The sequence below is a fragment of the Rhodoferax sp. ZS1R25 genome, from assembly GCF_056521335.1.
Window position 1 is genome coordinate 825,049 of the sequence record NZ_JBWMAZ010000002.1, and the last position, 25,035, is coordinate 850,083.

The window sequence follows — 25,035 nt, forward strand, 5'->3', positions numbered from 1 at the left end:
GTCGTATGGCAAAAGCAAGCGCACCGGAAACCGATCACCCCCCTGCCCCGAACGCCTGGCTGATGGCGCTGGAAATGCGAGCCCCCTGGGAGCTGTGGTCTTTGCTACCCAGCTGGCCCGCCCTGGCCAAAGCCCCGACGGGCGATGGCCACCCGGTCATCGTGTTCCCCGGCCTATCGGCCAGCGACGGCTCCACGCTGCCGCTGCGCAGCTACCTCAAAAACCTGGGCTACGACATTTCGGGCTGGAACCAGGGCTACAACTTTGGCCCACGCGCCGGTGTGCTGGAAACCGCCAAGCGCCAGGTGCAAGAAACGGCCGAGGCCAGCGGCGAGAAGGTGAGCCTGGTGGGCTGGAGCCTGGGCGGCATCTATGCCCGCGAATTGGCCAAGGCCCTGCCCGACCACGTGCGCAGCGTCATCACCCTGGGCAGCCCGTTTTCCGGCTCGCACAAAAGCACCAACGCCTGGCGCCTGTACGAGCTCACCAGCGGCCGCAGCATCACCCAGGAGGTGGAAAACTTCGACCTACCGGCCGCACCGCCCGTGCCCACCACCTCCATCTATTCGCGCACCGACGGCGTAGTCGCCTGGTCCGCCAGCCTGCAGGCCGCCAGCCGCACCAACCCGCACACCGAGAACGTGGAAGTGTTCGCCAGCCACATCGGTCTGGGCCTGAACCCCACGGCCTGGTGGGTGGTGGCGGATCGGTTGGCCCAGGCGCAGGGCGCCTGGAAACCGTTTGAACCCACGGGCCGGCTGCAGCAGTGGGTGTTTCCGGACGCCAAACACAAAGAGCGCTGACCCGGCTGGGTCAGCGCTCTTCTTTTGATAGCTGCTCGCGCAGTATCGACGGGGGCTAGAGGCCTATTTGACCCCTAAACCCTGCCGCAGCCGGTGTTACGCCTGCTGCTTGTTGTAGTTGGCAATGCCGTCCATGATTTCCTTCTGGGCGGACTCTGGGCCTTCCCAGCCTTGCACCTTGACCCACTTGCCTTCTTCCAGATCCTTGTAGTGTTCAAAGAAGTGGGCGATGGTCTTCAGGCGGAAGGGGTTCAGGTCTTCCGGCTTCTTCCACTGGCTGTACAGCGACAGGATCTTGTCGACGGGCACGGCCAGCACTTTGCCGTCTTCGCCGGCTTCGTCGGTCATCTTCAGGATGCCGATGGCGCGGCAGGTCACCACCACACCAGGAATCAGGGGTACGGGGGTGATCACCAGCACGTCCACGGGGTCGCCATCGCCGGAAATGGTCTTGGGCACATAGCCGTAGTTGGTGGGGTAGTGCATGGCGGTGCTCATGAAGCGGTCCACAAAAATGGCGCCAGAGTCCTTGTCCACCTCGTACTTCACCGGATCGGCGTTCATGGGAATTTCGATGATGACGTTGAACGCCTCGGGGACTTTGCTGCCAGGGGTGACTTTGTCGAGGGACATGCGTGTGCTCTTTGTTGAAAGTAAGAAACGGGAAACCTTCGGGGAAACCTAGGGATTAACCCGGATTTTACTGACTTGGCACTTGCGTTTTCCCGGGACTGTCATCAAAGCACGCTACATTCGGCCCGTTGGCCAATCATCTCCCCTTGCATCGTGGGGTTGGAGCACTGAGGAAGCAACGCAGCGGGGGCATCGCTAGCGTTGTTCCCTCCTTCGCGAAACAACCATAGAGGAGTATTTCTATGACGGGCAACACAGCGCTATTTCTAGCGCTTGGCTGTGGACTGATCGCCGTGGTGTACGGTGTTTGGGCACGCAGCTGGATCCTTTCCCAAGACGCCGGCAATGCGCGCATGCAAGAGATTGCAGCCGCCATCCAGACCGGCGCCGCAGCCTACCTTTCTCGCCAGTACAAGACCATCGCCATTGTGGGCGTGGTGCTGGCGATTTTGATTGGCGTGTTTCTGGACTCCTTAAGCGCCGTGGGCTTTGTCGTGGGCGCGGTGCTTTCGGGCGCCTGCGGCTTCATCGGCATGAACGTGTCGGTGCGCGCCAATGTGCGTACCGCCCAAGCAGCGACCAAGGGCATCGGCCCCGCGCTGGACGTGGCCTTCCGCGGCGGCGCCATCACAGGCATGCTGGTGGTGGGACTGGGCCTCTTGGGCGTGACCGGCTTTTACTGGTACCTGGTGCCGGACGGCATGGTGACCACCGCCAAGCTCAATCCGCTGATCGGCTTTGCGTTTGGCTCGTCGCTGATTTCCATCTTCGCCCGTCTGGGCGGTGGCATTTTCACCAAGGGCGCCGACGTGGGCGCCGATCTGGTGGGCAAGGTGGAAGCGGGCATTCCCGAAGACGACCCGCGCAACCCGGCCGTGATTGCCGACAACGTGGGCGACAACGTGGGTGACTGCGCCGGCATGGCGGCCGACTTGTTTGAAACCTATGCAGTGACCCTGATCGCCACTATGGTTTTAGGAGCGCTTCTCGCAAGTGCAGCGGGGGCTACAGCCGTTTTATACCCTCTGGCACTCGGTGCGGTGTCGATTGTGGCGTCCATCATTGGCTGCTTCTTCGTCAAGGCCTCGCCCGGCATGAAGAACGTGATGCCAGCGCTGTACAAGGGCCTGGCGATTGCCGGCGTGCTGTCGCTGATTGCGTTCTACTTTGTCACGCAGTCGCTGTTCCCTGCCGCTGTCACCCTGACCGATGGCCATGTGATCACCGCTGGTAGCCTGTTCGGCGCCTGCACCGTGGGCCTGGTCTTGACCGGCGCGCTGGTCTGGATCACCGAGTACTACACCGGCACGCAGTACGCGCCCGTACAACACATCGCCCAGGCGTCCACCACCGGCCACGGCACCAACATCATTGCCGGCCTCGGTGTGTCCATGCGCTCCACCGCCTGGCCGGTGCTGTTTGTATGTGCGGCCATCTACAGTGCCTTCAGCCTGGGTGGCCTGTACGGTATCGCCATCGCAGCCACCTCCATGCTCAGCATGGCCGGCATCGTGGTGGCGCTGGACGCCTATGGCCCCATCACCGACAACGCCGGCGGCATTGCCGAGATGGCTGAACTCCCCGCCAGCGTGCGTGACATCACCGACCCGCTGGACGCGGTGGGCAACACCACCAAGGCCGTGACCAAGGGCTACGCGATTGGCTCCGCCGGGCTGGCCGCGCTGGTGCTGTTTGCCGATTACACCCACAAGCTGGACGCATTTGGCAAGCACATCACCTTTGACTTGAGCGACCCCATGGTCATCATCGGCCTGTTCATCGGTGGCCTGATTCCCTACCTGTTTGGTGCCATGGCGATGGAGGCCGTGGGCCGCGCTGCCGGTGCGGTGGTGGTGGAAGTGCGACGCCAGTTCAAGGAAATCAAGGGCATCATGGACGGTACCGGCAAGCCCGAATACGACACCGCAGTGGACATGCTGACCACGGCGGCCATCAAGGAAATGATGATTCCGTCCCTGCTGCCTGTGGTCGTACCCATCGTGGTTGGCCTGGTTCTCGGCCCCGCCGCCCTGGGGGGGCTGCTGATGGGCACCATCGTGACCGGCCTGTTTGTGGCGATCTCCATGTGCACCGGCGGCGGTGCCTGGGACAACGCCAAGAAGTACATCGAGGACGGCCACCATGGCGGCAAGGGCTCCGAGACGCACAAGGCTGCCGTGACCGGTGACACCGTGGGTGACCCCTACAAAGACACGGCCGGCCCAGCGGTGAACCCGCTGATCAAGATCATCAACATCGTGGCGCTGCTCATCGTGCCACTGATGATGAAGATCCACGGCGGCTGAGTTCTCCCCGCTTCCTGCAAAGGCCCGCCTCGGCGGGCCTTTTTCATGTAACAAACTGTCTTCGCTTTACGCTACCATGGCGCTTTGGGGCAGCCCCGCCCGTCTCGAAGCGACCCGTGAAAATACTCGTAATTGATGACCATGCCCTGGTGCGCGAAGGCCTGCACCAGGTGCTCAAAGGACTGGACGAAAACGTCAGCGTGCTGCAGGCGGGCACCTGCGCGCAGGCATTTGCCATTGCCGATGCCCACCCGGACATCGATCTGGTGTTGCTGGACTACCACTTGCCCGACATGACCGGCCTGCAGGCCCTGGATGTATTTGGCAAAGACCACCCAGAGCTGCCCATCGTCATGCTGTCGGGCTCGGCCAACATCCAGGTCATGCGCCAGGTGCTGCAGTCCGGTGCCTCGGGCTTTGTTACCAAATCCACCCTCAGCGACGAGTTGTTGAACGCCGTGCGCCTGGTACTGGACGGCGACGTCTACTCACCGTTAGAGCTGGAAGGCGATTTCGGGGCCCTGCCCTTTGATGCCGCGTCCTCCAAACCCCCGCTGACCCAGCGCCAGGAGCTGGTGCTGCGCGAGCTGCTGGATGGCCGCTCGAACCGCGAAATTGGCACCAGCCTGAACGTCTCCGAAGAAACTGTCAAAACCCATGTGGCCGCCATCCTGCGCTACTTTGATGTGCAGAACCGCACCCAGGCCGTTGTGGCCGCTGCGCGCAGCGGCTACCGCGCCAGCCAGGCCAACTAAGCCGGCCGCCTAAGCCTCGTCCACCACAGGCCCGGCCGCCATGGCCAGGCGGCGCAACAGGCTGCGCAGTTTGGCCGGACGCACCGGTTTGTGCAGCAGCGTCAGCCCGGCGTCCTTGGCAGCCTGAATCAGCGTGGCGTCCGTATCGCCACTCATCAAACACGCAGGAATCTCACGCCGGGCCGTGGCCCGGACCATGGCGATCACGTCCAGGCCATTGCGATCCTCACCCAGCCGGAAATCGCTCAGCACCACATCGGGTGGGGCATAGCCATTGGCAAAGTCCAACGCCTGCGCCACAGACGCCGCTGCATGCACCACGCAACCCCATGAGGTCAACAGATCGCTGATCGCCTCCAGCGCAAAGCCGTCGTCCTCGATCACCAGCACCCGCATGCCCTCCAGCCCCAGCAGCCCAGCGGGCTCTGGCGCCACCACCGCACTGAGGCTGTCCACCGCCTGCGCCACTGGCAGAAAAATAGAGAAGCGCGTGCCACACCCCAGGTCCGAGCGCAGGGCAATCGGGTGGCCCAACAGCTGCGCTGTGCGCTCCACGATGTTGAGACCCAAGCCCAGGCCCTGGGCCCGGTCCCGGCCCGAATTGCCCACCTGGTAGAACTCTTTGAAAATGTCCGCCTGGTGCGTGGGCGAAATGCCAATGCCGCTGTCGGACACGTCCAGCCGCAGGGTGGGCCCGCCCTCCACACTGCGGCAACTGATGAGCACCGTACCGCGCTCGGTATAGCGCAGGGCGTTGTTGGCCAGGTTCATCACCATGCGCTGCAGCAGCATGGGGTCGGTCAGTGCCCAGTGGCGGCTAGGGCGCACCCGCAGCCGCAGGCCTTTGCCCTCGGCCAGGGGCAGCAGCGCCTTGCGCAGGCTGGTGAACAGTTCGCCAATGTTGACCGCACCGCGCTGCACTTGCACAGCACCGGCGTCCAGGCGCGAAATGTCCAGCAGGCCGTCCAGCAAATCCTGCATGGACTGCACCGAGGCCTCCAGACTGGCCACCAGCTGGCGCGTGGGAATATCCAAGGGCAACTGCCCCAACCGGGCCACAAACATGCCCAATGCATGGGTGGGCTGGCGCAGGTCATGGCTGGCGGCTGCCAAAAACCGCGACTTGGCCAGCGTGGCGGTTTCGGCCTCTTCTTTTTTCAACCGCAATTCGCGTGTGGCCGACTCCACCCTGAATTCCATTTCCTCGCGGCCCCAGGCCAAGCGCTGCGCCATCTGGTTCAAACGGGTTTGCAACACATACAGGGGATCGGTGGGCAAGGCTTCCGAGCTAGGCGTCAGGTCACCCTCGCCGATACGCTCGATCATGCGTGACACGCGCAGCACGGGCCGCACCACACCTTCCCCCATGCGGGTGGCCAAAAATCCGCCCAGCACCAAGCCGGCAAAGCCCACGGCCAGCGCCACCAGCAGCAACTCGCGCTCACGCGCCAATAGGCGGCCCCGGGAAATCTCCACCACCACGTGGCCCAGCACCAGGGGGGCCGGTGGCGTGGGCGGGGCGACACTGGAGCCAAAGAAATCATCCAGCGGCACACTGCTGGAGGCCACCGGCTCGGCCAGCACATCCACGTCACGGCTGCGCTGGAAGGCCTGGTACACCGCGCCCTTGGCTTCTTGCAGACCTTTGTACTGCAGAACCCCGGTGCTGGCCAGCATGCGGCCATCCACGTCAAACACCGCCACGGAGCGCACATCGGCCTCGCGCTGTACGCCCCCCAGCACCACCTGCAGTGCCGACACGTTGCCAGAGAACAGCCCGTACTCGCTGGCCAGCGCCGCCTGGCGCGCCATCAGCTTGGCGCGCAGGTCGTGCGATTCGTCCAGATCCGCGACGCGGCTGGTCCAGAAAATGCCGACCAGTGCCACCACCACCAGGAAGACCGGGAGCAGCGCCGCAGCCAGCATGCGGGCGCGAATGCCTGGAAACATCATGGGCGCCTCTCCAGGCGGCGCAGGCGCTCACTGAGCACGCCTTCGTCCAGTGTCAACCCCAGCGACCGGGCCACGTAGTCGTTCACCACCACGCTGAACTCCTGCGGGTACTGCGATACGGGTACCGCCCCGCCCTGCAGCAGAACCCGGGCCATGGTGGCCGCCTGCCCGCCCACCTGGCGTGGAGCGCTGTGCAAAGACATCAGGGCCCCTGCCTTGGTATAGGCCGGCGAAAACGCCACCAAGGGGACACGAGAACGGTAGGTCGCCAGCAGAATATTGGAAATCGTGGTGCCGTTGTAGACGGCAGGATCGGCTACGGCCAGCAGCACATCGGTGTCGCTCAACACGGTTTTGAGCCCCGCGTACAGGGTGATGGGCGACGTCACGGTGCCGCCCACAATTTCCAGCCCGCGCGACTGCGCGGCGGCGATCAGCCCGGCCTGCTGCAGCATCGACTCATGGCCCCACAGCACACCTACCCGTTTGGCATCGGGCAGGGCCAGGTGCAGCAGGTCCAGCTGGCGCGTAAATGGCTGGTCCAGGTACAGCGCGGCCACACCGGCCGTGGACTTGTGCACCGTCTCGCGCACGATGCGCTCAAATCCCAGGCGCGGAATCAGGGCCGCAATGATGGGCGGGCGCCCCTCGCGCGGCAAGGCTCGGCCGAGGGCTTCTGCCCCCAAGGTAATCCAGACCTTGCCGCCCTGCAGGCCCACGACCTCGGCACCCGGCACGTCCGGTACCACCAGCTGTGCAATGTCGGCACGGTCCACCCCTGAGCGCACCAGCTCGGCCACCACGGCTTGGGCGGCTTCGGAATAGCCGGCGCTGCGTTCGCTGCTGAGAATGACAACGTCCGCGCCCCAGCACGCACCGGCACACCATAGCGCCAGCGCAGCCAGACATCGCGGAAGCACTGCCAGACCCAACATCCGTTCAGTTCTCCACACGCAGGCTCACCAGGGCCCTGCGTTCAAACATGAACTTGGCGTCGCCATCGCGTGAGGGCACGTCGAGGTTTTGTAACGTGAAGGCCCACTCGGCCTTGTTCTTGCCCAGCAAAAAGCCTTTGGCAATACGGAAGTCGGTGCGTCCTACGGAGTACAGCTTGTCGCTGCCCGACATGAGGCCAATGTCCTCGGACTGCTGGTGCATCAGCGACAACGTGGTGCCGGACGACAGCGTATGCACCGCCATCAACGATGCCGCAAAGCGTGCCGCGCCATGGGTGGTCTTGAAGCGCTCGGCGCCAGCAATTTGTGTCCAGGCCTGGGTGGCAAACAGCTGGGTAGCGGCGCTGGGCTTCCACTGGATCTGGTGCTCCACCCCGGTGATGCTGAAGTTCTCGATGTTCTGGTAGTCCTCCGGCGACAGATTGGCTGGGCGCTCAATGCCATCCGTGATGCGCTCGTCGAAGAAACGCACATCCCCTGAAACGCCCTGCTTCTGCAGGTTGTAGTTGTAGCCCAGCTCGCGGGTGAAAATTTTCTCCGGTAGCAGCTGTCCAGTGCTCTGCACCGTAGTGAGGGGGTTGGCGCCGTTGGCATCGTAGTAGCGCACCGCCGCGTATTTCTCGTACGCACTGGGCGGACGAAATGCACTCGACACCCCGGCACGCAGCGTGTGGCCAGGCAGCGCGTGCCAGTTCAACATCAGCCGCGGTGAAAAAGTGCCACCGCCCATATCGCTTTGCTCGGCCATGGCACCCGCGTTCAAGACCCAGTCGGGCTGCAAACGCCACTCGGCGCTGCCAAACAGGCGAGAGAAATTCGATACCACCTCGTTCCGCGTATCGAAACTGGAGTGCGAGGTCACCTGCTCCCGCCGGACCTCCAGCCCCCACACCGAACGCAGGCTCAAGGTATGCACCACGGTGTGCTGCAATGACAGCGCGTCATTCAGTTCCTGGGCGCCAAAGTCGACCAGGGCTCCGAAGTAATTGACACCATTGATGAGGTCTGTACTTTGGTAGAGAAAGTTGTCTTTGTGCGTGTTCTGGGTGTGAGAAAAACTCAGCTGTATATCCTGGTCACCTTCGAGTGGTTTACGCCAGTCGACCTGCACAAACTGCGAGCCCAGGAACCGCATACGCGCAATGTTGCCCGGCGAGTCGGCAGACCCGCGCCCGGAATCAATGCCCAATGCGCCCACGCGCATGTCCAGCTCCGCCCCGCCCCCAGCATCCAACGAAGCCACAGCATTCACCCGCGACACCCGGTTGCCGCCATAGGTGCGGCGCAGTCCCTGGTCACCCCGGCTGTCTACACTGAGCCGGTAGGTAGCGCCAGGCAAGCCCCAGCCGATACTGGCACCTGCGTCTGCCACATTGTTATCTCCCAGCGTCAAAGAGGCAGTGGACCCCACATCTCTAGCGTCTCTGGAAATGATGTTGATCACCCCCAAAAAAGCACGGGCGCCGTAGGTGGCGGAGTTGGACCCCCGCAAAACCTCGATGCGCGCAATGTCGTCCAGCGCCAGGGTCTGCAAGCCCAAGCCGGCCGAGCCCTGCAAATGGCCGGAGTACACCGAGCGACCATCCACCAGCACCTGGATGCGGTTGGCCCAGTCATCGCTACGGCCATGGTAGGAGGCCAGTGGCGCATCGGTTTCAAAGGACGTGGTGGTCTGAAAACCGGGCACCAAGCGCAGCAAATCTGCCACATCACGCGCGCCGGAGTTGCGGATGAATTGCCGGTCTAGCACGGTGACAGCGCCCGGCGCTTCGTCCACCGGTTGCGACAGACGCGACACCGACAACACCACAGGCATGTCGCCCAGAAAGTCGCGCTCGCTCACCGCCGCGCCCGTTTGGGCCTCGACCAGCGTACTGGACAGCAGGAAGGTGACAGCGATAAGTTTGGTAGACATAGGCGTTTCCCCAACGAAAGACCTTGTAATACTTGTAGGGTGATTTTGCACTGGGTTTCAGGGCGCACCAGGCAAGGCGTGGACAATATGCCCATGGCTGCACCCAGTACACAACGGATAGTCCCTCTGGTCGACCAGCGCTCGGCAGCGTTGCAGGTGCCGCGCTCTGTGCTGGAGTCGGCCGTGCAGGTCCCAGCAACCGGTCACCTGGGTGACCGCCTGGGCCGGCCTCTGCATGATTTGCGCATCAGCGTGACGGACCGCTGCAACTTTCGCTGCAGCTACTGCATGCCCAAGGACGTGTTCGACAAGGACTACGCCTACCTGCCCCACAGCGACCTGCTCAGCTTTGAAGAAATCACCCGCCTGGCGCGCCACTTTGTCGCCCATGGAGTGTCCAAAATCCGCCTGACCGGCGGTGAGCCCCTGCTGCGCAAAAACATTGAAGTACTGATTGGCCAACTGGCACAGTTGCGCACGCCCGAGGGACATGCCCCGGACCTGACACTGACCACCAACGGATCGCTGCTCGCACGCAAAGCCCAGGCATTGAAGGACGCCGGACTGCAACGGGTCACGGTGAGCCTGGACGGACTGGACGACACGGTGTTTCGTCGCATGAACGATGTGGACTTCCCGGTGGGCGATGTGCTGCATGGCATCGACGCTGCGCTGGCGGCAGGCCTGGGCCCGGTGAAGGTCAATATGGTGGTGAAACGCGGTACCAACGACCAGGAAATTTTGCCCATGGCCCGCCACTTCAAAGGAACCGGCGTGGTGCTACGTTTCATTGAATACATGGACGTGGGCGCCACCAATGGCTGGCGCATGGACGAGGTGCTGCCTTCGGCCCAGGTGGTGGAACGCATCCGTGAGGAATTTCCCCTGCTGGCGCTGGAACACAGCGCACCGGGAGAAACCGCGGAGCGCTGGGGCTATGCCGATGCAGAGGGTCTCCATGACACCACCGCCGGAGAAATTGGCGTGATCAGCAGCGTGACCCAGGCGTTCTGCGGCAGCTGCAACCGCGCCCGACTCTCGACCGAAGGCCAGCTCTACACCTGCCTGTTTGCCAGCCAGGGCCACGATCTGCGCAGCCTGCTGCGCGGTGGTCACAGCGAGGCAGAGCTGGCATCGGCCATTGCCCATATCTGGCAAGGTCGAAGCGACCGCTACTCAGAGTTGCGGGCCAGCCAGCCCGCGGACAGCACCACCAGCGCCCGCCGTGTGGAGATGAGCTACATCGGCGGCTGAAAAGGCAGAGAGTCTCGTCTCAGGCGGTGTCTTTCTTGGCGCCCGGTGCGTGCTTGCGTGCCAACAGGGTGTACATGGTGGGTACCACAAACACCGTGAGCAAGGTACCCACGGTCATGCCACCCACAATCACCCACCCAATTTGCTGCCGGCTTTCGGCCCCGGCGCCCTTGGCAAACGCCAGCGGAATGGCACCCAGCACCATGGCACCGGTGGTCATCAAAATCGGACGAATGCGCTGCGAAGCCGATTGCTGGATCGCCTGCAAGGTCGCCATGCCCTGCTCTCGCAGCTGGTTGGCAAACTCCACCATCAAAATGCCGTGCTTGGTGATCAGCCCCACCAGGGTGATCAAACCGATCTGGCTGAACACGTTCAGCGTCCCACCCGACCATTTGAGCGCCACCAAGGCGCCCGCCATGGACAGCGGCACGCTCAGCATGATCACCAAGGGGTCTACAAAGCTTTCAAACTGCGCTGCGAGCACCAGAAAAATGAACACCAGCGCCAGCAAGAACACCAGCGTCAGTGAATCCGACGACTTCTTGAACTCGCGGCTGGAGCCGTTCACGTCGGTGGCGTAGCCGGGTTTCAACACCTTTTTGGCCGTCGCATCCAGAAAATCCAGCGCCTGTCCCAGCGAGTAGTCGGCAGACAAGTTGGCGGTGATGGTGGCAGAGCGCCGCTGGCCAAAGTGGTTGAGCTCGCGCGGCACCACCACCTCACGAATTTTCACCAAGGCCGACAAGGGCACCATGGCATCTCCCTTGGCCCGCACAAAGATCCTGTCAATGTCTTCTGGCGCGTCATGGCCGCTGGCCAGGGTCTGCACCACCACGTCGTACTGCTCGCCCTCCCGTTTGTAGCGGGTCACGTTGCGCCCGCCCAATATGGTCTCTACCGAACGCGCAATGGTGTCCACGCCCACACCCAGGTCTGCCGCCCGCTCCCGGTCCACCTCCATACGGAATTCGGGTTTGTTCAGGCGCAAATCGGTATCCACTTGCAGAAAGCCGGGGTTCTTGGCCAATTCGTCCTGGAACGCACGCACGGCTTGCGACAGGTTCTGGTAGCTCTCGGAAGTGATGATCACGAAGTTCACCGGACGCTGGGTAAAGCCCTGTCCCAGGGACGGAGGCGTCACGGGAAATGCGGTCACGCCGGACAGGCCCGAAATGCGCGGCGTCATCTCCTTGGCCATTTCCAGCGTGCTGCGCTTGCGCTCCTCCCAGGGCACGGCCCGGAAAAACACGTTGCCCTGCGCCACGGTGGGGTTGCCGATGGTGGAGAAGACGCGGTCAAACTCCGGGTAGCTCTCCCCCACCTTTTCGATGGCACGTGCATAGCGGTTGGTGTAGTCCAGCGTCGAGCCATCGGGTGCATTCAGCTGTGCCAGCACCACGCCCCGGTCTTCCAGCGGAGAGAGTTCGCGCTTGATGTCGGACATCACCGACCACGACACCACACCGCTGCCCACCATCACCAACACCACCAGCCAGCGATGGCGCAACGTCCATGCCAGCACCCAGCCGTAACCCTTGGTAAAGGACTCCAGCAGATGCTCCATGGTGCGGTCAAACCACCCAGGCTTGGGGTTGTGACGCAACAGCACGGAAGACATCATGGGCGAGAGCGTTAGCGCGACCACGCCCGACACCGTCACCGCGCCCGCCAACGCCAGCGCAAATTCGGTGAACAGGCGGCCCGTGCGCCCTGGCGCAAAGGCCAGCGGCACATACACGGCCACCAGCGTGAGCGTCATCGCCACAATGGCAAAGCCCACTTCGCGCGCACCGCGGATGGCCGCCTGGAACGGCGGCATGCCATCTTCAATGTGGCGGTAAATGTTTTCCAGCATCACGATGGCATCGTCCACCACCAGGCCAATCGCCAGCACCAGGGCCAGCAGTGTCAGCGTGTTGATACTGAACCCGGCCAATGCCATCAGCGCAAAAGTGCCGATCAGGGCGACCGGAATCGTAACCAGCGGGATGATGGCCGCACGCAGCGTGCGCAGGAACAGAAAGATCACCAGCGCCACCAACACCGAGGCTTCCACGATGGTCTGGTACACCGCCTTGATGGAGCGGTCGATAAACACTGAGTTGTCGTTGGCCACATCCACGGTCACACCGGGTGGCAGGTCTTTCTGGATCTTGACCATCAGCTGGCGCACGCCAGCAGACAGGTCCAACGGGTTAGCCGTCGCCTGGCGAATCACGCCGACACCGATCGCATCGCGGCCGTTCAGCCGCACGCTGGTGCGTTCGTTGGCCGGGCCCTGCTGCACGCGTGCCACATCGCCAATGCGCACCGGAAAACCGTTCACCGACTTCACTACCACCTGCGCAAACTCCTGCGGGCGGCGCAAATCGGTAGCTGCCGTCACATTGAATTCGCGCAAGGTACTTTCGATGCGCCCCGCGGGTACTTCAATATTGGACCGGCGCAAGGCGTCTTCCACGTCCTGTATTGTCAGGCGATACGCGGCCAGCTTGGCGGGATCCAGCGCGATCTGCATGGAGAACTTGCGCTCCCCCTGCACCGTCACATCGGCAGCACCGGGTGCCGTCTGCAAAATGGGTTTGACCAGCGTGTTGGCCATTTCCGAGAGTTGCAGCGCCGAATGCGTGTCCGAACTCAGCGACAGGAAAATCACGGGAAAGGCATCCGCCTCCACCTTGGCAATCACCGGCTCGTCAATGCCCTGCGGCAGGCGCTGGCGCACGCGCGAGGTCTTGTCGCGCACATCGGCCGCGGCCGAATCAGCATCGCGTGACAGCGCAAAGCGAATCGATATCTGACTGCGCTCCTGGCGGCTGCTGGAGGTGATGACATCCACCCCTTCGATACCAGCCAAGGAGTCTTCGAGAATCTTGGTGACCTGGGCTTCCACCACCTCACTCGAGGCGCCGGAAAACTGCGTTGTGACCGTCACCACGGGCTCGTCGATCTTGGGGTATTCGCGCACCGACAACCGATTGAACGACACCGCGCCCACCAGCATGATCAGCAGGGACAGCACGGTCGCGAAGACCGGGCGACGAATGGAGGTTTCCGCCAACTGCATGGTGCGTCTGCCTCAGAAATTAACGGGAAGACGAGGCCGCGGCCTGCGGCGCAGATGCGGCGCCCGCAGGGGCAGCGGCGGGACGACCGAGCTCGACGATGCGCAGCGGGGTACCGTCTTTTTGCAGGCGCTGCTGGCCGGCCACCACAATGGTCTGGCCCTCGCTCACACCTTCCTGCACCTCCACCTTGCCCTGGCGGCGCACCCCCAGCTTGACCTCCTGGCGCAACGACACCCACTGGGTGTCGGCCGGCAGGCCAGTGGCAGTCGGAACCTGCGAAGGCTCCACCACCCGAATCACGAACTGCTTGCCACCCTGGGGAACAATCGCTTCCTCGGGCACTACGAGTGCCGAATCATTGACGCCAAACACGGCGGTCACGCGTGCAAACATGCCGGGACGCAACGGCCCGGTAGCGCCACCCTTGGCAGCACTTGCCGGTTGAGCTCCGCGTGCAGACTTCTGTACAGGTTGTGCGGGAGCTTTGGCAGCCTCCTTGGTCGCAGGCACAGCTGCCTCTCCCGCCGTATTGGGCAGCATGGCCCGGATGCCAATGGAACGGCCATTGGCATCAAGCAACGGGTCAATCGCCTCAATGCGTGCCTTGAACACGCGCCCCGGAAACGCGTCCAGCACCATTTCAACGCCCTGGCCCAGCTTGATCTTGCGCTGGTAGCGCTCTGGCAGGCGGAAGTCGACCAGCATGCTGCCGGTGTCTTCCAGGTTCACCAAATCCGCACCATCTTTCACATAGTCGCCCAGGTTCACATTGCGCAAGCCCACGGTACCGTCAAACGGCGCCACGATGGCCATGCGCCCCAGGCGAGCCTGGGCCAACGCCAACTGGGCTTGGGCCACCTGCACATTGGCGGCGCTCTCATCGAGCACACGCTGGGCCACGAAGTTCTGTGCCACCAGCTCCTGGTTGCGTTTGAGGTTGGCCTGGGCGATAGACACCTGGGCCTGGGCCTGGCTCAGCTCGGCGCGTTGCAGCGTATCTTCCAGTTGCACCAGCAGTTGCCCTTTGCGCACCGGCGCTCCGTCCTGAAACCCCAGACTCACCACACGGCCCGCCACTTCGGGGCGCAGCATCACGCTCTGGCGAGAGCGCAAGCTGCCCACCGATTGCGCATCGTCCTGCAAAGACACTTGCTCCACTTTGGCCACTTCCACCCCAGCTGCACGGGGAGCCGCGCCTGCCGGCGATTTACTGGCCGACGCGGCGTTGGCCGGGTTGGTCGTGATCTCTTGCGGGCCTTGTGGCCGGGATTGGTACCACCAGGCAGCGGCAGACAAGCCCGCAATGCCCAACACCGCGACCGAGGTATAGATAACTTTAGATGCCATGAAGTGGTAACCGAAAAGAATGGAAGTCAGCGCTCGCGAATGTAACAGGACGTTATTCCACCCCCATGTCTGCCGGGGGACGCGCGCCGGCTAGCGCGCTTTCAGCGCAACTTCTACGCCCTGGTTGGCCAAGGCGTCTGCGCGTTCGTTGCCCGGGTCTCCAGCGTGGCCCTTGACCCAGCGCCAATCGATCTTGTGGCCACCGCCTGATACCAGGGCGTCCAGCTGCTGCCAGAGGTCCACATTCTTGACGGGCTGTTTGGCCGCCGTTTTCCAGCCCTTGGCTTTCCAGCCCACCAGCCACTCAGTGATGCCCTTGAGCACGTACTGGCTATCCAGATGCAGCACCACGGCGCAGGGGCGCTTGAGCGCGGTCAGCGCCTGGATCACAGCCATCATTTCCATGCGGTTGTTGGTAGTACCCAGCTCACCGCCACATAGTTCCTTTTCGGTACCGTCGGGTGAGCGCAGCAACACGCCCCAGCCGCCAGGGCCGGGGTTGCCCTTGCAGGCGCCATCGGTGTAAATCACCACGGAATTCAAAGCTTGGTTCAATCGTTTTTCCTTGTTTCAATCGGGTGCATTCTCTGCGCTGCGGGGGCCGCCTGCTTCGCCAGTGCCGGTGTCGCACGCCAGGCCGCCCCCAGCATGCGCACACCGCGCACGCGTTTGACGGCCACCACAAAATAGGCGGCGCCAAAAATTGTCCACCAGCGCGGGCCAACGCTGTCCATCCAGGCCGTGCGCTGCAACCACTGCGGGCTGTCCACCGCCGGGCGGTAGCAGCCAAAGCGCCCCACTTCCACCTCGAAACTCAGCAGGCGCAGCCAATCGCGCAGGCGCCAGTAGCCGATATGGTCGCCACAGTCCGGCAGAAACAACGTGCCAAAGCCGAACTTTTGGTACAGGCGCGCGCGCCGCTGGCGCAGGCCCCATAGACTGGTGGGGTTCATTCCGCACAGCACCACGCGTCCGTCCGGCACCAGTACGCGCTCCACCTCGCGCAACGTCGCATGGGGGTCGGCGCTGAATTCCAGGGTGTGGGGCAGTACCACCAGGTCCAGGCTGCACGCCGGGAACGGCAGGGCCGCAAAGTCGGTCAACACATCAACGGTCTGCAGGCCCTCGCCCTGGGCGGCGTCGGTGTGCTGCACGGCCATCCAGCGGTGTGGCATGCGGTTGGCCTGCAAACCGGCCAGTTCGGGTACGCCCAGCTGCAGGGCGTGGTAACCAAAGATGTCCGCCACCGCGCTTTCCAACTGCTGGTGCTCCCATTCCAGCAGGTACTGACCCGCCGGTGTCTGGAACCAGTCCTGCAAACCTATAATTTGTTCGCTCATGAAGTTAATACCACTGCCCGCTTTTACTGACAACTACATCTGGATGTTGCACGATGGACAAGGGGCGCTGGTGGTGGACCCGGGGGACGCTGCGCCCGTATTGCAGGCGCTGCAGCGTGAAGGCGTACAACTTCGTGGCATTCTAGTCACTCACCACCATGCCGACCACACGGGTGGCGTAGACGCCTTGCGCGACGCCACCGGTGCCCAAGTATTTGGCCCGGCACGCGAAACCATCCCCGAACCCCTGCAACGCCTGACCCAGGGCGACCGCCTGGAATGCCTGGGGCTGCAATTCAATGTGATGGATGTACCCGGCCACACCGCCGGGCACATTGCCTACTTTTGCCCCGACATGGACGGGCTGCCGCTGGTGTTTTGTGGCGACACGCTCTTCAGCGGTGGCTGCGGGCGCCTGTTTGAGGGCACGGCGGCGCAGCTGGACCATTCCCTGCAAAGCTTGGCGGCGCTGCCACCGCAAACGCGGGTATGCTGCACCCACGAATACACCCTGAGCAACCTGCGTTTTGCCATGGAAGTCGACGCTGGCAATGCCGATCTGCAGGACTACCAAGCCCGCTGCCAAGCGCTACGCGCCCAAGGCCTGCCGACCCTCCCCTCTTCCATCGCGCTGGAACAACGCATCAACCCTTTTTTACGCAGCACGCAAGCCGCCATCCAGGCATCCGCCCGCCGCTTTGACAGCCGCAGTGTGGACCAGCATGGCGTGTTTGCCACCCTGCGACTATGGAAAAACGAATACCGATGAGCCTTTTCAAAATCGCTGGCCTGGCCGCCGTCCTGCTACTGGGCGCCTGTGCCACTACCGGCCCTGACACCACGGCAAGTACCGCCCCCCAGACCACCGCCTCCGCGCCAGCCCCTCGCTCCAACGATGGCCTGACCCTGCAATCCAGCCGCGAACTCAAACGCCCAGCCCCAGCGGCTGCGCCACGCCCCACCGACCGCAGCGCCGACAACAACGCGCCACTGAGCCCGATCGACACGCAGAACCTGTCGTCGCGCACCGTGGTCGCGCTGGCACCACCAGCCGACTTGTGGGAGCGCATTCGCCGTGGCTATGCCATGCCGGATCTGCAGAACGACTTGGTGCACGACCGTGAGCAGTGGTACGCCACGCGCCCGGACTACATCTTTCGGATGACCGAGCGCTCCAAGAAGTACCTGTTCCACATCGTGGAGGAGCTGGAGGTGCGTGGCATGCCGACCGAGTTGGCCCTGCTGCCCTTCATTGAGAGTGCCTTCAACCCCCAAGCGGTATCCGGTGCCAAGGCGGCCGGCATGTGGCAGTTCATGCCTGCCACTGGCAAGTACTTTGAACTCAAGCAGAACACCTTCCGCGATGACCGCCGTGACGTGCTGGCGTCTACCCGCGCTGCGCTGGACTATCTGCAAAAGTTGTACGGCATGTTTGGCGACTGGCACCTCGCCCTGGCCGCCTACAACTGGGGCGAAGGCAGCGTCCAGCGTGCTGTGGGCAAAAACAAGCGCGCGGGCCTGGCCACCAGCTATGTGGACCTGAACATGCCCATGGAGACCCGGTTTTACGTGCCCAAGTTGCAGGCCGTTAAAAACATCGTCTCCAACCCGGCCCAGTTTGGTTCCAAGCTGCCGCTGATTGAAAACCACCCCTACTTTCAGACCGTCACCATCCGCCGCGACATTGACGTGGCGCTGGCCGCCAAGCTGGCCGAGGTGCCGGTGGACGACTTTAAGGCGCTGAACCCCTCGATCAACCGCCCCGTGATCCTGGCCGCGGGCACGCCGCAAATTCTGCTGCCCTGGGACAACGCCGAGGTATTCCAGTCCAACCTGGAAGCCTATGGCGGCGGGCGCCTGGCCAGCTGGACCGCCTGGGTGGCACCGACCACCCTGCGCCCGGCCGATGTGGCCAAGCGCGTGGGCATGTCCGAGAGCGAATTGCGCAGCATGAACAACATTCCACCGCGTGTGCTGATCCGCGCAGGCTCCACCCTGCTGGTGCCGCGCTCGGCCCACATGCAGGACGTGACCGTCAAGGTAGCGGACAACGGCCAACTGTCCCTGGCGCCCGAGGTGGTGCTCAAGCGCAGCACCGTGCGCGCCGGCAAGGGCGAGACGGTGGCCAGCATCGCCCGCAAATACAAGGTGAGTGCGGCCACCGTAGCCGATTGGAACAAGGTGAGCGCCAGCGCCAGCTTCAAGGCGGGGCAGCACGTGGTGATTTACCTGCCCGCTGGCAAGGGCCATGCACGCAGCGCCAGCGCCAAGGCCGGCGGCAAACACGCAGGCACCAAGGTGGCGGCCAAGTCGGGCCACGCTGCTGCAGCCAAGGGCAAGGCGACCGCTAAAAAGAGTGGCAAGTCAGGCGGCACCAAGCTGGCCCGCCACTGACCTTGCCCGTGCAGCTGGGGCTTAGCGGTAGCCGACCAGCAAGATAGCGATATTCACCGCAAAGCCCGCCGTCCACACCACGGTGCGGGCCGTGCCCATGCCTGACACATACATCATGATGTAGAGCATGCGCACCACGACAAACAGGAAGGCCAGAATATCCAGCCGCGCCTGGTGGGCACCCAATTGGTGGGCAATGATGACCGCACCGATGAAGAACGGCAGTGCCTCAAAGCTATTGGCCTGGGCCGCGTTGGCGCGCGCGCGCCAATCGGTCTGGCGGGCCAGCCAATCACGTGGGTGCACATTGTCGAAACCGCCTTCGCGTCGCGGCATGTTGATGCGGCCGGACTTGGCCAGACCAGCGCAAACAATCGGCAGCACGGCGGCGATCAGCACACACCAATAGGCGACTGTGAAGTGGGCGTATTGCATGAACAACTTACTTTCTCAAAAACAAACGGAGGACTGCGCGGTTCAACGCCGGTCCACCAAAGCATGGGCAATGGTGCCCAGATCCACATACTCCAGCTCACTGCCCACGGGCACCCCGCGTGCCAGGCGCGTGGGCCGCAAGCCGCGGGCCTTCAGGCCCTCGGCAATCACATAAGCCGTGGCCTCGCCCTCGGCGGTGAAGTTGGTGGCCAAAATGACCTCCTGCACCACCCCATCGCAGGCGCGTTCGAACAGTTTTTTCAGCCCCAAATCATGGGGGCCCACACCGTCCAACGGACTCAGTTTGCCCATCAGCACAAAGTACAGGCCCTTGTAGGCCCCCGTGCGCTCCATGGCCGACTGGTCGGCCGGGGTTTCCACCACGCAGAGCTGGCTGCGGTCGCGCCGCACATCCTCACAGGTGGCGCAGACCTGCGCCTCGGTGAAGGTGTGACAACGTTCGCAGTGGTGCACCTGGGCAGACGCTTCATGCAAAGCCTGTGCCAGCAGCTGTGCGCCGGGCCGGTCATGCTGCAGCAGGTGAAACGCCATGCGCTGCGCAGACTTCACCCCCACACCCGGCAGGCGGCGCAGCGCCTGGATCAGGGCGTCAAGGGCGTTGGTGTCAGACACAACGGGGCCGCGGCGTCAGAACGGGAACTTCATGCCACCGGGCAGGCCAGGCATGCCCGCGGTGAGCTTGCCCATCTTCTCGGCCGAGGTTTCTTCAGCCTTGCGCACGGCGGCATTGAAGGCTGCTGCCACCAGGTCTTCCAGCATGTCCTTGTCGTCGGCCAGCAGGCTGGGGTCGATGGTGATGCGCTTGACGTCGTGCTTGCAGGTCATGGTGACCTTGACCAAGCCAGCACCAGACTCACCGGTGACTTCGATGTTGCCCAGCTCGTCCTGGGCTTTTTTCATGTTGTCCTGCATCGCTTGCGCCTGCTTCATGAGACCAGCGAGTTGTCCTTTGTTGAACATGGATTTCCTTGAGAGTGAGGGAGAGAAAAAGCAAAGCGCCCCGTTACAGGGGCTTGATGGAGCCGGGCACGATTTTGGCGCCGTAGTCTCGCATCATGGTTTGCACGAAAGGGTTGCTGAGGATTATCTTCTCGGCCGTGATCTGCTTCTCGGCCGAGGCCGCGGCGTTGCGCCGGCCCGGGCAGTCGGTCACGCGGCCAATTTCCACCGCCAGCGTGATGGGGAAGCCCGCGGCATTGAGCGCCTGCGTCAGTCGGTCCCGCGTGCCGGCCTGGTTCAGGGTTTCACGCTCCAGGCGCAGCAGCCACTGGTCGGTGTCGCGCGCCACCAGCTGGGATTGCAGGGCCAGTTCGCGCACAAAGGCGTTGATGGACTCGGCCGCGATCAGTTGCTGCACCGTGGCATGCCAGAAATCGCCCTCTTCGGTAGGAATCAGCACTGCGGGCGCTTGAGACGCCACGGCATCGGCCCGATTTTCCACTTGCGTGCGCACAGGAACCGCTACAACTTTAGTAGCTGCTGGCGCAATGGCTACGGGGGCTAGCGGCCCATTCTCCTCTTCATAGAGGTCGTCAGGCTCTTGCGGTTCGGCGGGACCGCTTTCACGCACCGACAGCACCTGGCCCGGCGGGATCACCTCGGGTTCTGCAGGGGCGTCCGATGCCACAGGGGGCACGGCGGGCGTGTCTTCCCAGGGCTGAACCACCGGGGTGGAGGGCTTCGCGACGACGGGCACGGCAGCCGGCACCGCGGGTGCCACGCGCACGGGAACCGGTACAGGGGCTTGCACCGGGGCGGGTACCGGAATCGGGGCGGCCGCTGCCGCCACCCGGGGCGCAGCGTCAGCTAGAGTTTTTTTTTCAGCCAGTGGCGCAGTGCCAACGCGGGGCGCAGCGCTGTCCGCCGCCGGCTTGAAGGCCAACAGGCGCAGCAACACCATGGTCAGCGCGGCGTATTCGTCGGGCGCCAGGCCCAAATCCGCCCGGCCGTGCAGGCAGATGCTGTACAGCAGCTGGGTTTCATCCGCCGCCATCAGGCCGGCCAGGCGCGCCGTGTCGGCAGCTTCAGGGTCGGAGTCGTCTGCCGCCCCGCCGCCCACGGCCTGCAGCACGGCCATGCGCTGCAGTACGGTAGACATTTCTTCCAACGTAGAGGCTGCGCTCAGGCCATTCAAGCGCAGCGCCTCAGAGGTCTCCACCACGGTCTTGCCGTCGCCCAGCGCCAGCGCCTCGATCAGGCGGAACACATAGCTCCGGTCCACGCTGCCCAGCATCTGGCGCACGGTAGCCTCTTGCAACTGGCCGGAGCCGAAGGCGATCGCCTGGTCGGTCAGGCTCAAGGCATCGCGCATCGAGCCCCGTGCGGCGCGGGCCAGCAGGCGCAGGGCCTGCACCTCGGAACTGACCTGCTCGACCTCCAGCACCTTGGTCAGATGCTCGCGGATGGTCTCGGGCGCCATGGGCCGCAGGTTGAACTGCAGGCAGCGGCTGAGCACGGTCACCGGCACCTTTTGCGGGTCGGTGGTGGCCAATACGAATTTCAAATACTCGGGGGGCTCTTCCAGCGTCTTCAACATGGCGTTGAACGCCGTGTTGGTGAGCATGTGCACTTCGTCGATCATGAAGACCTTGAAGCGCCCCTGCACCGGCTTGTAGACCGCCTGCTCCAGCAGGGCCTGCACCTCGTCCACACCGCGGTTGCTCGCGGCGTCCAGCTCGGTGTAATCCACAAACCGTCCGCTATCAATATCAGAGCACGCTTGGCAGACACCACAGGGGGTAGCGGTGATTCCGCCGTTGCCGTCCACGCCCTGACAGTTCAGCGACTTGGCCAGAATGCGCGACACCGTGGTCTTGCCCACGCCGCGGGTACCGGTGAACAGGTAGGCGTGGTGCAGTCGCTGGGTGGTTAGCGCATTGGTCAGGGCTTGCACCACGTGGTCCTGCCCCACCATTTCGGTGAAGTTGCGCGGACGGTACTTGCGGGCGAGCACGAGATAAGACATGGCTGGATTCTAGTGTGCTGGCGTCACCGCTCTCAGGTAGACTGGGCTGCAGGAAAGTCACTTTCTCTATCCACACCATGGTGTCCCGCCTGCGTCAACGCTTGCCACAGCTGCTCTGTGCCTGGCTGCTGTGCGTCTTGTCCTTGACGGTCCATGCCGGTGATGTGCTGCGGGTGCTGGCTTGGCCCGGCTATGCGGACCCTGATGTGGTCAAAGCCTTTGAGCAACGCACCGGCGCCAGGGTGGAGATCACCATCATCGATTCGGATGAAACGCTGTGGCAGCGCATCACCCAAAACCAGGCCGAAGACTTTGACCTGTTTGCCGTCAACACGGCTGAATTGCAGCGCTACATCCCCAAAGGCCTGGTGGTGCCCATCAACACCCGCGCCATCCCCAACACCCAGCGGCAACTGCCGCGCTTTCAGCAGCTCAAGCGCATTCCGGGCATCGTGCATGGCAACCAGGCCTACGCCGTGCCCTACACCTACTCTGAAATGGGGCTGATCTACGACCGCGCCCAGTTCCCCACCCCGCCCACCTCCATCCGGGCCTTGTGGGACCCGCACTACAAGGGCCGGGTGCTGGTCTACAACGGCGGCACGCATAACTTTTCATTAGCGGCCCAAATGCTGGGTGACACCACCCCCTTCCGGGTGGACGCCAAGGAGTGGCCCGCTGCGGTGCAACAGCTGCTGGCGCTGCGGCGCAACGCGCTCACCTTCTACACCCAGCCCGAAGAGTCGGTGGAATGGTTCAAGTGCAGCAAGGCGGCCCTGCTGTTTGCCAACTATGGCTCGCAGCAGGTCAAGCTGCTGAAGGCCGCGGGGGTGGATGTGGGCTATGCCATCCCCAAGGAAGGGGCGCTGGCGTGGTTGGACTGCTGGGCCATCACGCGCGGCGCCAAAAACATGGCGCTGGCCGAAGCCTGGATCGACTACATGCTGGAGCCGGAACAGGGCCAGGTGCTGCTAAGCCGCCAGGGCTTGGCCAACACCACGTCCGAGTCGCCCTACTTGCATCCCGGTGACCGGCTGATCTGGCTGGAACCCGTGGAAGACGTGGACCGCCGCAACCTGCTGTGGTCGCGCATTGTCTCGGGTGACCGGGCCAACAAGGTGCTGGCACCGTGAGGTTTGGCATCACCGCGCGCCTGGCGCTGGTACTGGCCCTGGTGGGCATGCTGGTATCCGGGTTCACAGGTTTCTATGCCTTCAGCGTGAGCCGCAGCCTGCTGGTGCAAAGTGCACAAAACGAGTTGCTCACCTCCACCCAGGTGCTGGCGCGGCGCCTGGCGCTGACCCGCCAGGAAATCTCGCGCAATCTGCTGGTGCTGGCCACGCACCCGGCGGCGCTGGCCAGCTTGCAGGGCAAAGACCCGGCATCCGAACAACAACTGCTCACCCTGTTCGAGTTGGTCATGGAGGCCAACCCGGCCTACTTTCAGGTGCGGCTGATCTCTGTGCAAGACGGTGGCCTCGAGCAGGTGCGGGTGGACCGGGACAGCGGCACGCTGCTGCACGTCACCGGCGATGATTTGCAGGAAAAAGGCCACTTCCCCTACGTCTACGAAACCCTGAAGCTGCCCTTTGGCGAAACCTACTTGTCGCCCATCACCATCAACCACGAGCGTGGCGCCCACGCCGGGCTGGAGCGCCCTACGGTGCAGCTGGCCACACCGGTGACCGATGCCAAGGGCACGGTGTTTGGCGTATTGGTGATCAATGTGGACCTGAACGGCGTGTTTGCCCTGTTGTCAGCGGACCTACCGCCGGATTTCCAGCTGTTTCTGGCCAACCGTAACGGGGATTTTCTGATCCACCCAAATCCCGCGCGTGCCTTCGGTTTTGACAAAGGTCGCCGGTACCAGGTGCAGCAGGAATTTCCTGAAACCGCAGATCTGGTCACCGGAAAGGCCACCAAGGCCATGGCCCAATCCAGCCAGGGTGCCTATGCCGACGCCCCCATTCTGGTCAGCTTCATGGGGCGCCCGTTGGATGTGGCCAGTGGCGAAGACCGGTTGATTTTGGGCTTGGGCCAACCGCTGGAGAGCGTGCTGCGACAGGCCGACCAGTTGGGTGCGGGCATCCTGCGCATCGTGGCACTGGTCTGTCTGGGCTGCCTGGTACTGGCCGTGTTTGTGGCACGCGCTGTTACCCGACCCATCAACATGATGAATGCGGCCGTCCAGCGCTTCTCCAACGACAACCACATGCTCACTCTGCCGGTGGCTAGGCAGGACGAAATCGGCATGCTGGCGCGCAGTTTTCAGCACATGCAAAACCTGATCAAGCGCCAGATGGAAGACCTGCAGGACAGCCGTGAAGAACTGGAGCACTTGGCCCAGCACGACATGCTGACCGACCTGCCCAATCGGCGCATGTTCATGGAGCGGCTGGAGCAGGCCATCGCGCGCGCGCTGCGCAATGACGAGGAATTTGCGCTGCTGTTCATTGACGTGGACAACTTCAAACAGATCAACGATACCCTGGGTCATGCTGCGGGCGATGCCGTACTGCGCTCCGTGGCCCAACGCCTGGGCGGCAGTACACGCAAAATAGACACCGTCGCCCGCCTGGGCGGCGACGAGTTTGTGGTGTTGCTGGACAATTTTTCGCAGCGTGAACAGATCGCAGGCTTCACCGAGAAGCTGCTGACGGTGCTCAAAACGCCGATCCCCTTTGGGGAGAATCCGATGCATGTGGAGTTCAGCATCGGCATCAGCCAGTTCCCGGAGAACGGGACCACCTCGGAAGACATCATCAACAACGCCGACCGCGCCATGTACAAAACCAAGGCCGGGGGGCGCAATGGCTACCGCTTCACCTCAGACGCCAACACCCAACCCAACTTGCTGTGAGAAGTCAGAAAGCGCAGCGCTGCATTG

General features: G+C 63.3%; 20 protein-coding genes. 8 read left to right on the forward strand and 12 right to left on the reverse strand.

The window, feature by feature from the left end; all coding sequences use genetic code 11:
• Positions 1-5 precede the first annotated feature (5 nt).
• The gene (locus AC097R_RS14700; RefSeq protein ID WP_479598875.1) at positions 6-803 is read left to right on the forward strand and encodes an esterase/lipase family protein; all 798 of its coding nucleotides are present in this window, start codon (positions 6-8) and stop codon (positions 801-803) included.
• A gap of 96 nt (positions 804-899) precedes the next feature.
• Here AC097R_RS14700 and ppa read toward each other — a convergent pair whose 3' ends face one another.
• Positions 900-1,436 carry an inorganic diphosphatase gene (gene ppa, locus AC097R_RS14705; RefSeq protein ID WP_105259644.1) on the reverse strand — a complete coding sequence of 179 codons (537 nt, stop codon included), beginning with the start codon at positions 1,434-1,436 and terminating at the stop codon, positions 900-902.
• Positions 1,437-1,678: 242 nt separating this feature from the next.
• Between ppa and AC097R_RS14710 the strand changes: the two genes are divergently transcribed.
• Both AC097R_RS14710 and AC097R_RS14715 read left to right on the forward strand, forming a co-directional pair.
• Positions 1,679-3,742, forward strand: coding sequence for a sodium-translocating pyrophosphatase (locus AC097R_RS14710; protein WP_479598876.1), 2,064 nt, complete (start codon positions 1,679-1,681; stop codon positions 3,740-3,742).
• A 116-nt stretch (positions 3,743-3,858) separates the two neighbouring features.
• Positions 3,859-4,497 (forward strand): response regulator, encoded by a 639-nt coding sequence (locus AC097R_RS14715; protein WP_479598878.1) that lies wholly within the window; start codon positions 3,859-3,861, stop codon positions 4,495-4,497.
• Between the two features lie 9 nt (positions 4,498-4,506).
• Here the strand turns inward: AC097R_RS14715 and AC097R_RS14720 are convergent, their stop codons facing one another.
• Genes AC097R_RS14720 through AC097R_RS14730 form a run of 3 tightly spaced genes read right to left on the reverse strand, consistent with a single transcriptional unit; the run spans position 4,507 to position 9,321 of the window.
• Positions 4,507-6,450, reverse strand: coding sequence for a hybrid sensor histidine kinase/response regulator (locus AC097R_RS14720; RefSeq protein WP_479598879.1), 1,944 nt, complete (start codon positions 6,448-6,450; stop codon positions 4,507-4,509).
• The gene (locus AC097R_RS14725; protein ID WP_479598880.1) at positions 6,447-7,385 is read right to left on the reverse strand and encodes an ABC transporter substrate-binding protein; all 939 of its coding nucleotides are present in this window, start codon (positions 7,383-7,385) and stop codon (positions 6,447-6,449) included. Before AC097R_RS14725 ends, AC097R_RS14720 begins: the two co-directional genes overlap by 4 nt.
• A gap of 4 nt (positions 7,386-7,389) precedes the next feature.
• Positions 7,390-9,321 (reverse strand): TonB-dependent receptor plug domain-containing protein, encoded by a 1,932-nt coding sequence (locus tag AC097R_RS14730; RefSeq protein WP_479598881.1) that lies wholly within the window; start codon positions 9,319-9,321, stop codon positions 7,390-7,392.
• 93 nt (positions 9,322-9,414) lie between these two features.
• Here AC097R_RS14730 and moaA point away from each other — a divergent pair, with 93 nt between their 5' ends.
• Entirely contained in the window at positions 9,415-10,575 is a 1,161-nt protein-coding gene (gene moaA / locus AC097R_RS14735) for a GTP 3',8-cyclase MoaA (protein ID WP_479598882.1), read from the forward strand.
• A 19-nt stretch (positions 10,576-10,594) separates the two neighbouring features.
• Here moaA and AC097R_RS14740 read toward each other — a convergent pair whose 3' ends face one another.
• The 4 genes from AC097R_RS14740 to AC097R_RS14755 all read right to left on the reverse strand — a co-directional run bounded on the left by AC097R_RS14740 (position 10,595) and on the right by AC097R_RS14755 (position 16,333).
• Complete coding sequence (locus AC097R_RS14740) at positions 10,595-13,645, reverse strand: efflux RND transporter permease subunit (protein ID WP_479598883.1); 3,051 nt, start codon at positions 13,643-13,645, stop codon at positions 10,595-10,597.
• A gap of 19 nt (positions 13,646-13,664) precedes the next feature.
• On the reverse strand, positions 13,665-14,993 hold the full coding sequence (locus AC097R_RS14745) for an efflux RND transporter periplasmic adaptor subunit (RefSeq protein WP_479598884.1): 1,329 nt from the start codon (positions 14,991-14,993) through the stop codon (positions 13,665-13,667).
• 90 nt (positions 14,994-15,083) lie between these two features.
• Complete coding sequence (rnhA, locus tag AC097R_RS14750; RefSeq protein WP_310342130.1) at positions 15,084-15,536, reverse strand: ribonuclease HI; 453 nt, start codon at positions 15,534-15,536, stop codon at positions 15,084-15,086.
• Between the two features lie 8 nt (positions 15,537-15,544).
• Positions 15,545-16,333: a class I SAM-dependent methyltransferase gene (locus tag AC097R_RS14755; RefSeq protein WP_479598885.1), complete on the reverse strand. Its 789-nt coding sequence runs from the start codon at positions 16,331-16,333 to the stop codon at positions 15,545-15,547.
• Between AC097R_RS14755 and gloB the strand changes: the two genes are divergently transcribed.
• Both gloB and AC097R_RS14765 read left to right on the forward strand, forming a co-directional pair.
• Positions 16,332-17,102, forward strand: coding sequence for a hydroxyacylglutathione hydrolase (gloB, locus tag AC097R_RS14760; RefSeq protein ID WP_479598886.1), 771 nt, complete (start codon positions 16,332-16,334; stop codon positions 17,100-17,102). The genes AC097R_RS14755 and gloB overlap by 2 nt on opposite strands.
• Positions 17,099-18,727 (forward strand): transglycosylase SLT domain-containing protein, encoded by a 1,629-nt coding sequence (locus tag AC097R_RS14765; protein WP_479598887.1) that lies wholly within the window; start codon positions 17,099-17,101, stop codon positions 18,725-18,727. The genes gloB and AC097R_RS14765 overlap by 4 nt, the downstream gene beginning before the upstream one ends.
• Before the next feature lie 21 nt (positions 18,728-18,748).
• On the opposite strand, the gene AC097R_RS14770 is transcribed toward AC097R_RS14765, so the two are convergent.
• Genes AC097R_RS14770 through dnaX form a run of 4 tightly spaced genes read right to left on the reverse strand, consistent with a single transcriptional unit; the run spans position 18,749 to position 22,148 of the window.
• Positions 18,749-19,162, reverse strand: coding sequence for an MAPEG family protein (locus AC097R_RS14770; protein WP_479598888.1), 414 nt, complete (start codon positions 19,160-19,162; stop codon positions 18,749-18,751).
• A 42-nt stretch (positions 19,163-19,204) separates the two neighbouring features.
• Positions 19,205-19,795 carry a recombination mediator RecR gene (gene recR / locus AC097R_RS14775; RefSeq protein WP_479598889.1) on the reverse strand — a complete coding sequence of 197 codons (591 nt, stop codon included), beginning with the start codon at positions 19,793-19,795 and terminating at the stop codon, positions 19,205-19,207.
• A 15-nt stretch (positions 19,796-19,810) separates the two neighbouring features.
• Complete coding sequence (locus AC097R_RS14780; protein ID WP_479598891.1) at positions 19,811-20,143, reverse strand: YbaB/EbfC family nucleoid-associated protein; 333 nt, start codon at positions 20,141-20,143, stop codon at positions 19,811-19,813.
• Positions 20,144-20,186: 43 nt separating this feature from the next.
• Positions 20,187-22,148, reverse strand: a complete 1,962-nt coding sequence (gene dnaX / locus AC097R_RS14785) for a DNA polymerase III subunit gamma/tau (protein ID WP_479598892.1) — start codon at positions 22,146-22,148, stop codon at positions 20,187-20,189.
• 77 nt (positions 22,149-22,225) lie between these two features.
• Between dnaX and AC097R_RS14790 the strand changes: the two genes are divergently transcribed.
• Together AC097R_RS14790 and AC097R_RS14795 are read left to right on the forward strand one after the other, a co-directional pair.
• Positions 22,226-23,281 carry an extracellular solute-binding protein gene (locus AC097R_RS14790; RefSeq protein WP_479598893.1) on the forward strand — a complete coding sequence of 352 codons (1,056 nt, stop codon included), beginning with the start codon at positions 22,226-22,228 and terminating at the stop codon, positions 23,279-23,281.
• Entirely contained in the window at positions 23,278-25,008 is a 1,731-nt protein-coding gene (locus tag AC097R_RS14795; RefSeq protein WP_479598894.1) for a diguanylate cyclase domain-containing protein, read from the forward strand. The genes AC097R_RS14790 and AC097R_RS14795 overlap by 4 nt, the downstream gene beginning before the upstream one ends.
• Positions 25,009-25,035: the final 27 nt, after the last annotated feature.

Coding starts and splice junctions, on each gene's coding strand:
- AC097R_RS14700 (WP_479598875.1), top strand. CDS start 6: ATGGCAAAAGCAAGCGCACCGGAAACCGATCACCCCCCTGCCCCGAAC.
- ppa (WP_105259644.1), bottom strand. CDS start 1,436: ATGTCCCTCGACAAAGTCACCCCTGGCAGCAAAGTCCCCGAGGCGTTC.
- AC097R_RS14710 (WP_479598876.1), top strand. CDS start 1,679: ATGACGGGCAACACAGCGCTATTTCTAGCGCTTGGCTGTGGACTGATC.
- AC097R_RS14720 (WP_479598879.1), bottom strand. CDS start 6,450: ATGATGTTTCCAGGCATTCGCGCCCGCATGCTGGCTGCGGCGCTGCTC.
- AC097R_RS14725 (WP_479598880.1), bottom strand. CDS start 7,385: ATGTTGGGTCTGGCAGTGCTTCCGCGATGTCTGGCTGCGCTGGCGCTA.
- AC097R_RS14730 (WP_479598881.1), bottom strand. CDS start 9,321: ATGTCTACCAAACTTATCGCTGTCACCTTCCTGCTGTCCAGTACGCTG.
- moaA (WP_479598882.1), top strand. CDS start 9,415: ATGGCTGCACCCAGTACACAACGGATAGTCCCTCTGGTCGACCAGCGC.
- AC097R_RS14740 (WP_479598883.1), bottom strand. CDS start 13,645: ATGCAGTTGGCGGAAACCTCCATTCGTCGCCCGGTCTTCGCGACCGTG.
- AC097R_RS14745 (WP_479598884.1), bottom strand. CDS start 14,993: ATGGCATCTAAAGTTATCTATACCTCGGTCGCGGTGTTGGGCATTGCG.
- gloB (WP_479598886.1), top strand. CDS start 16,332: ATGAAGTTAATACCACTGCCCGCTTTTACTGACAACTACATCTGGATG.
- AC097R_RS14755 (WP_479598885.1), bottom strand. CDS start 16,333: ATGAGCGAACAAATTATAGGTTTGCAGGACTGGTTCCAGACACCGGCG.
- AC097R_RS14765 (WP_479598887.1), top strand. CDS start 17,099: ATGAGCCTTTTCAAAATCGCTGGCCTGGCCGCCGTCCTGCTACTGGGC.
- AC097R_RS14770 (WP_479598888.1), bottom strand. CDS start 19,162: ATGCAATACGCCCACTTCACAGTCGCCTATTGGTGTGTGCTGATCGCC.
- AC097R_RS14780 (WP_479598891.1), bottom strand. CDS start 20,143: ATGTTCAACAAAGGACAACTCGCTGGTCTCATGAAGCAGGCGCAAGCG.
- dnaX (WP_479598892.1), bottom strand. CDS start 22,148: ATGTCTTATCTCGTGCTCGCCCGCAAGTACCGTCCGCGCAACTTCACC.
- AC097R_RS14790 (WP_479598893.1), top strand. CDS start 22,226: ATGGTGTCCCGCCTGCGTCAACGCTTGCCACAGCTGCTCTGTGCCTGG.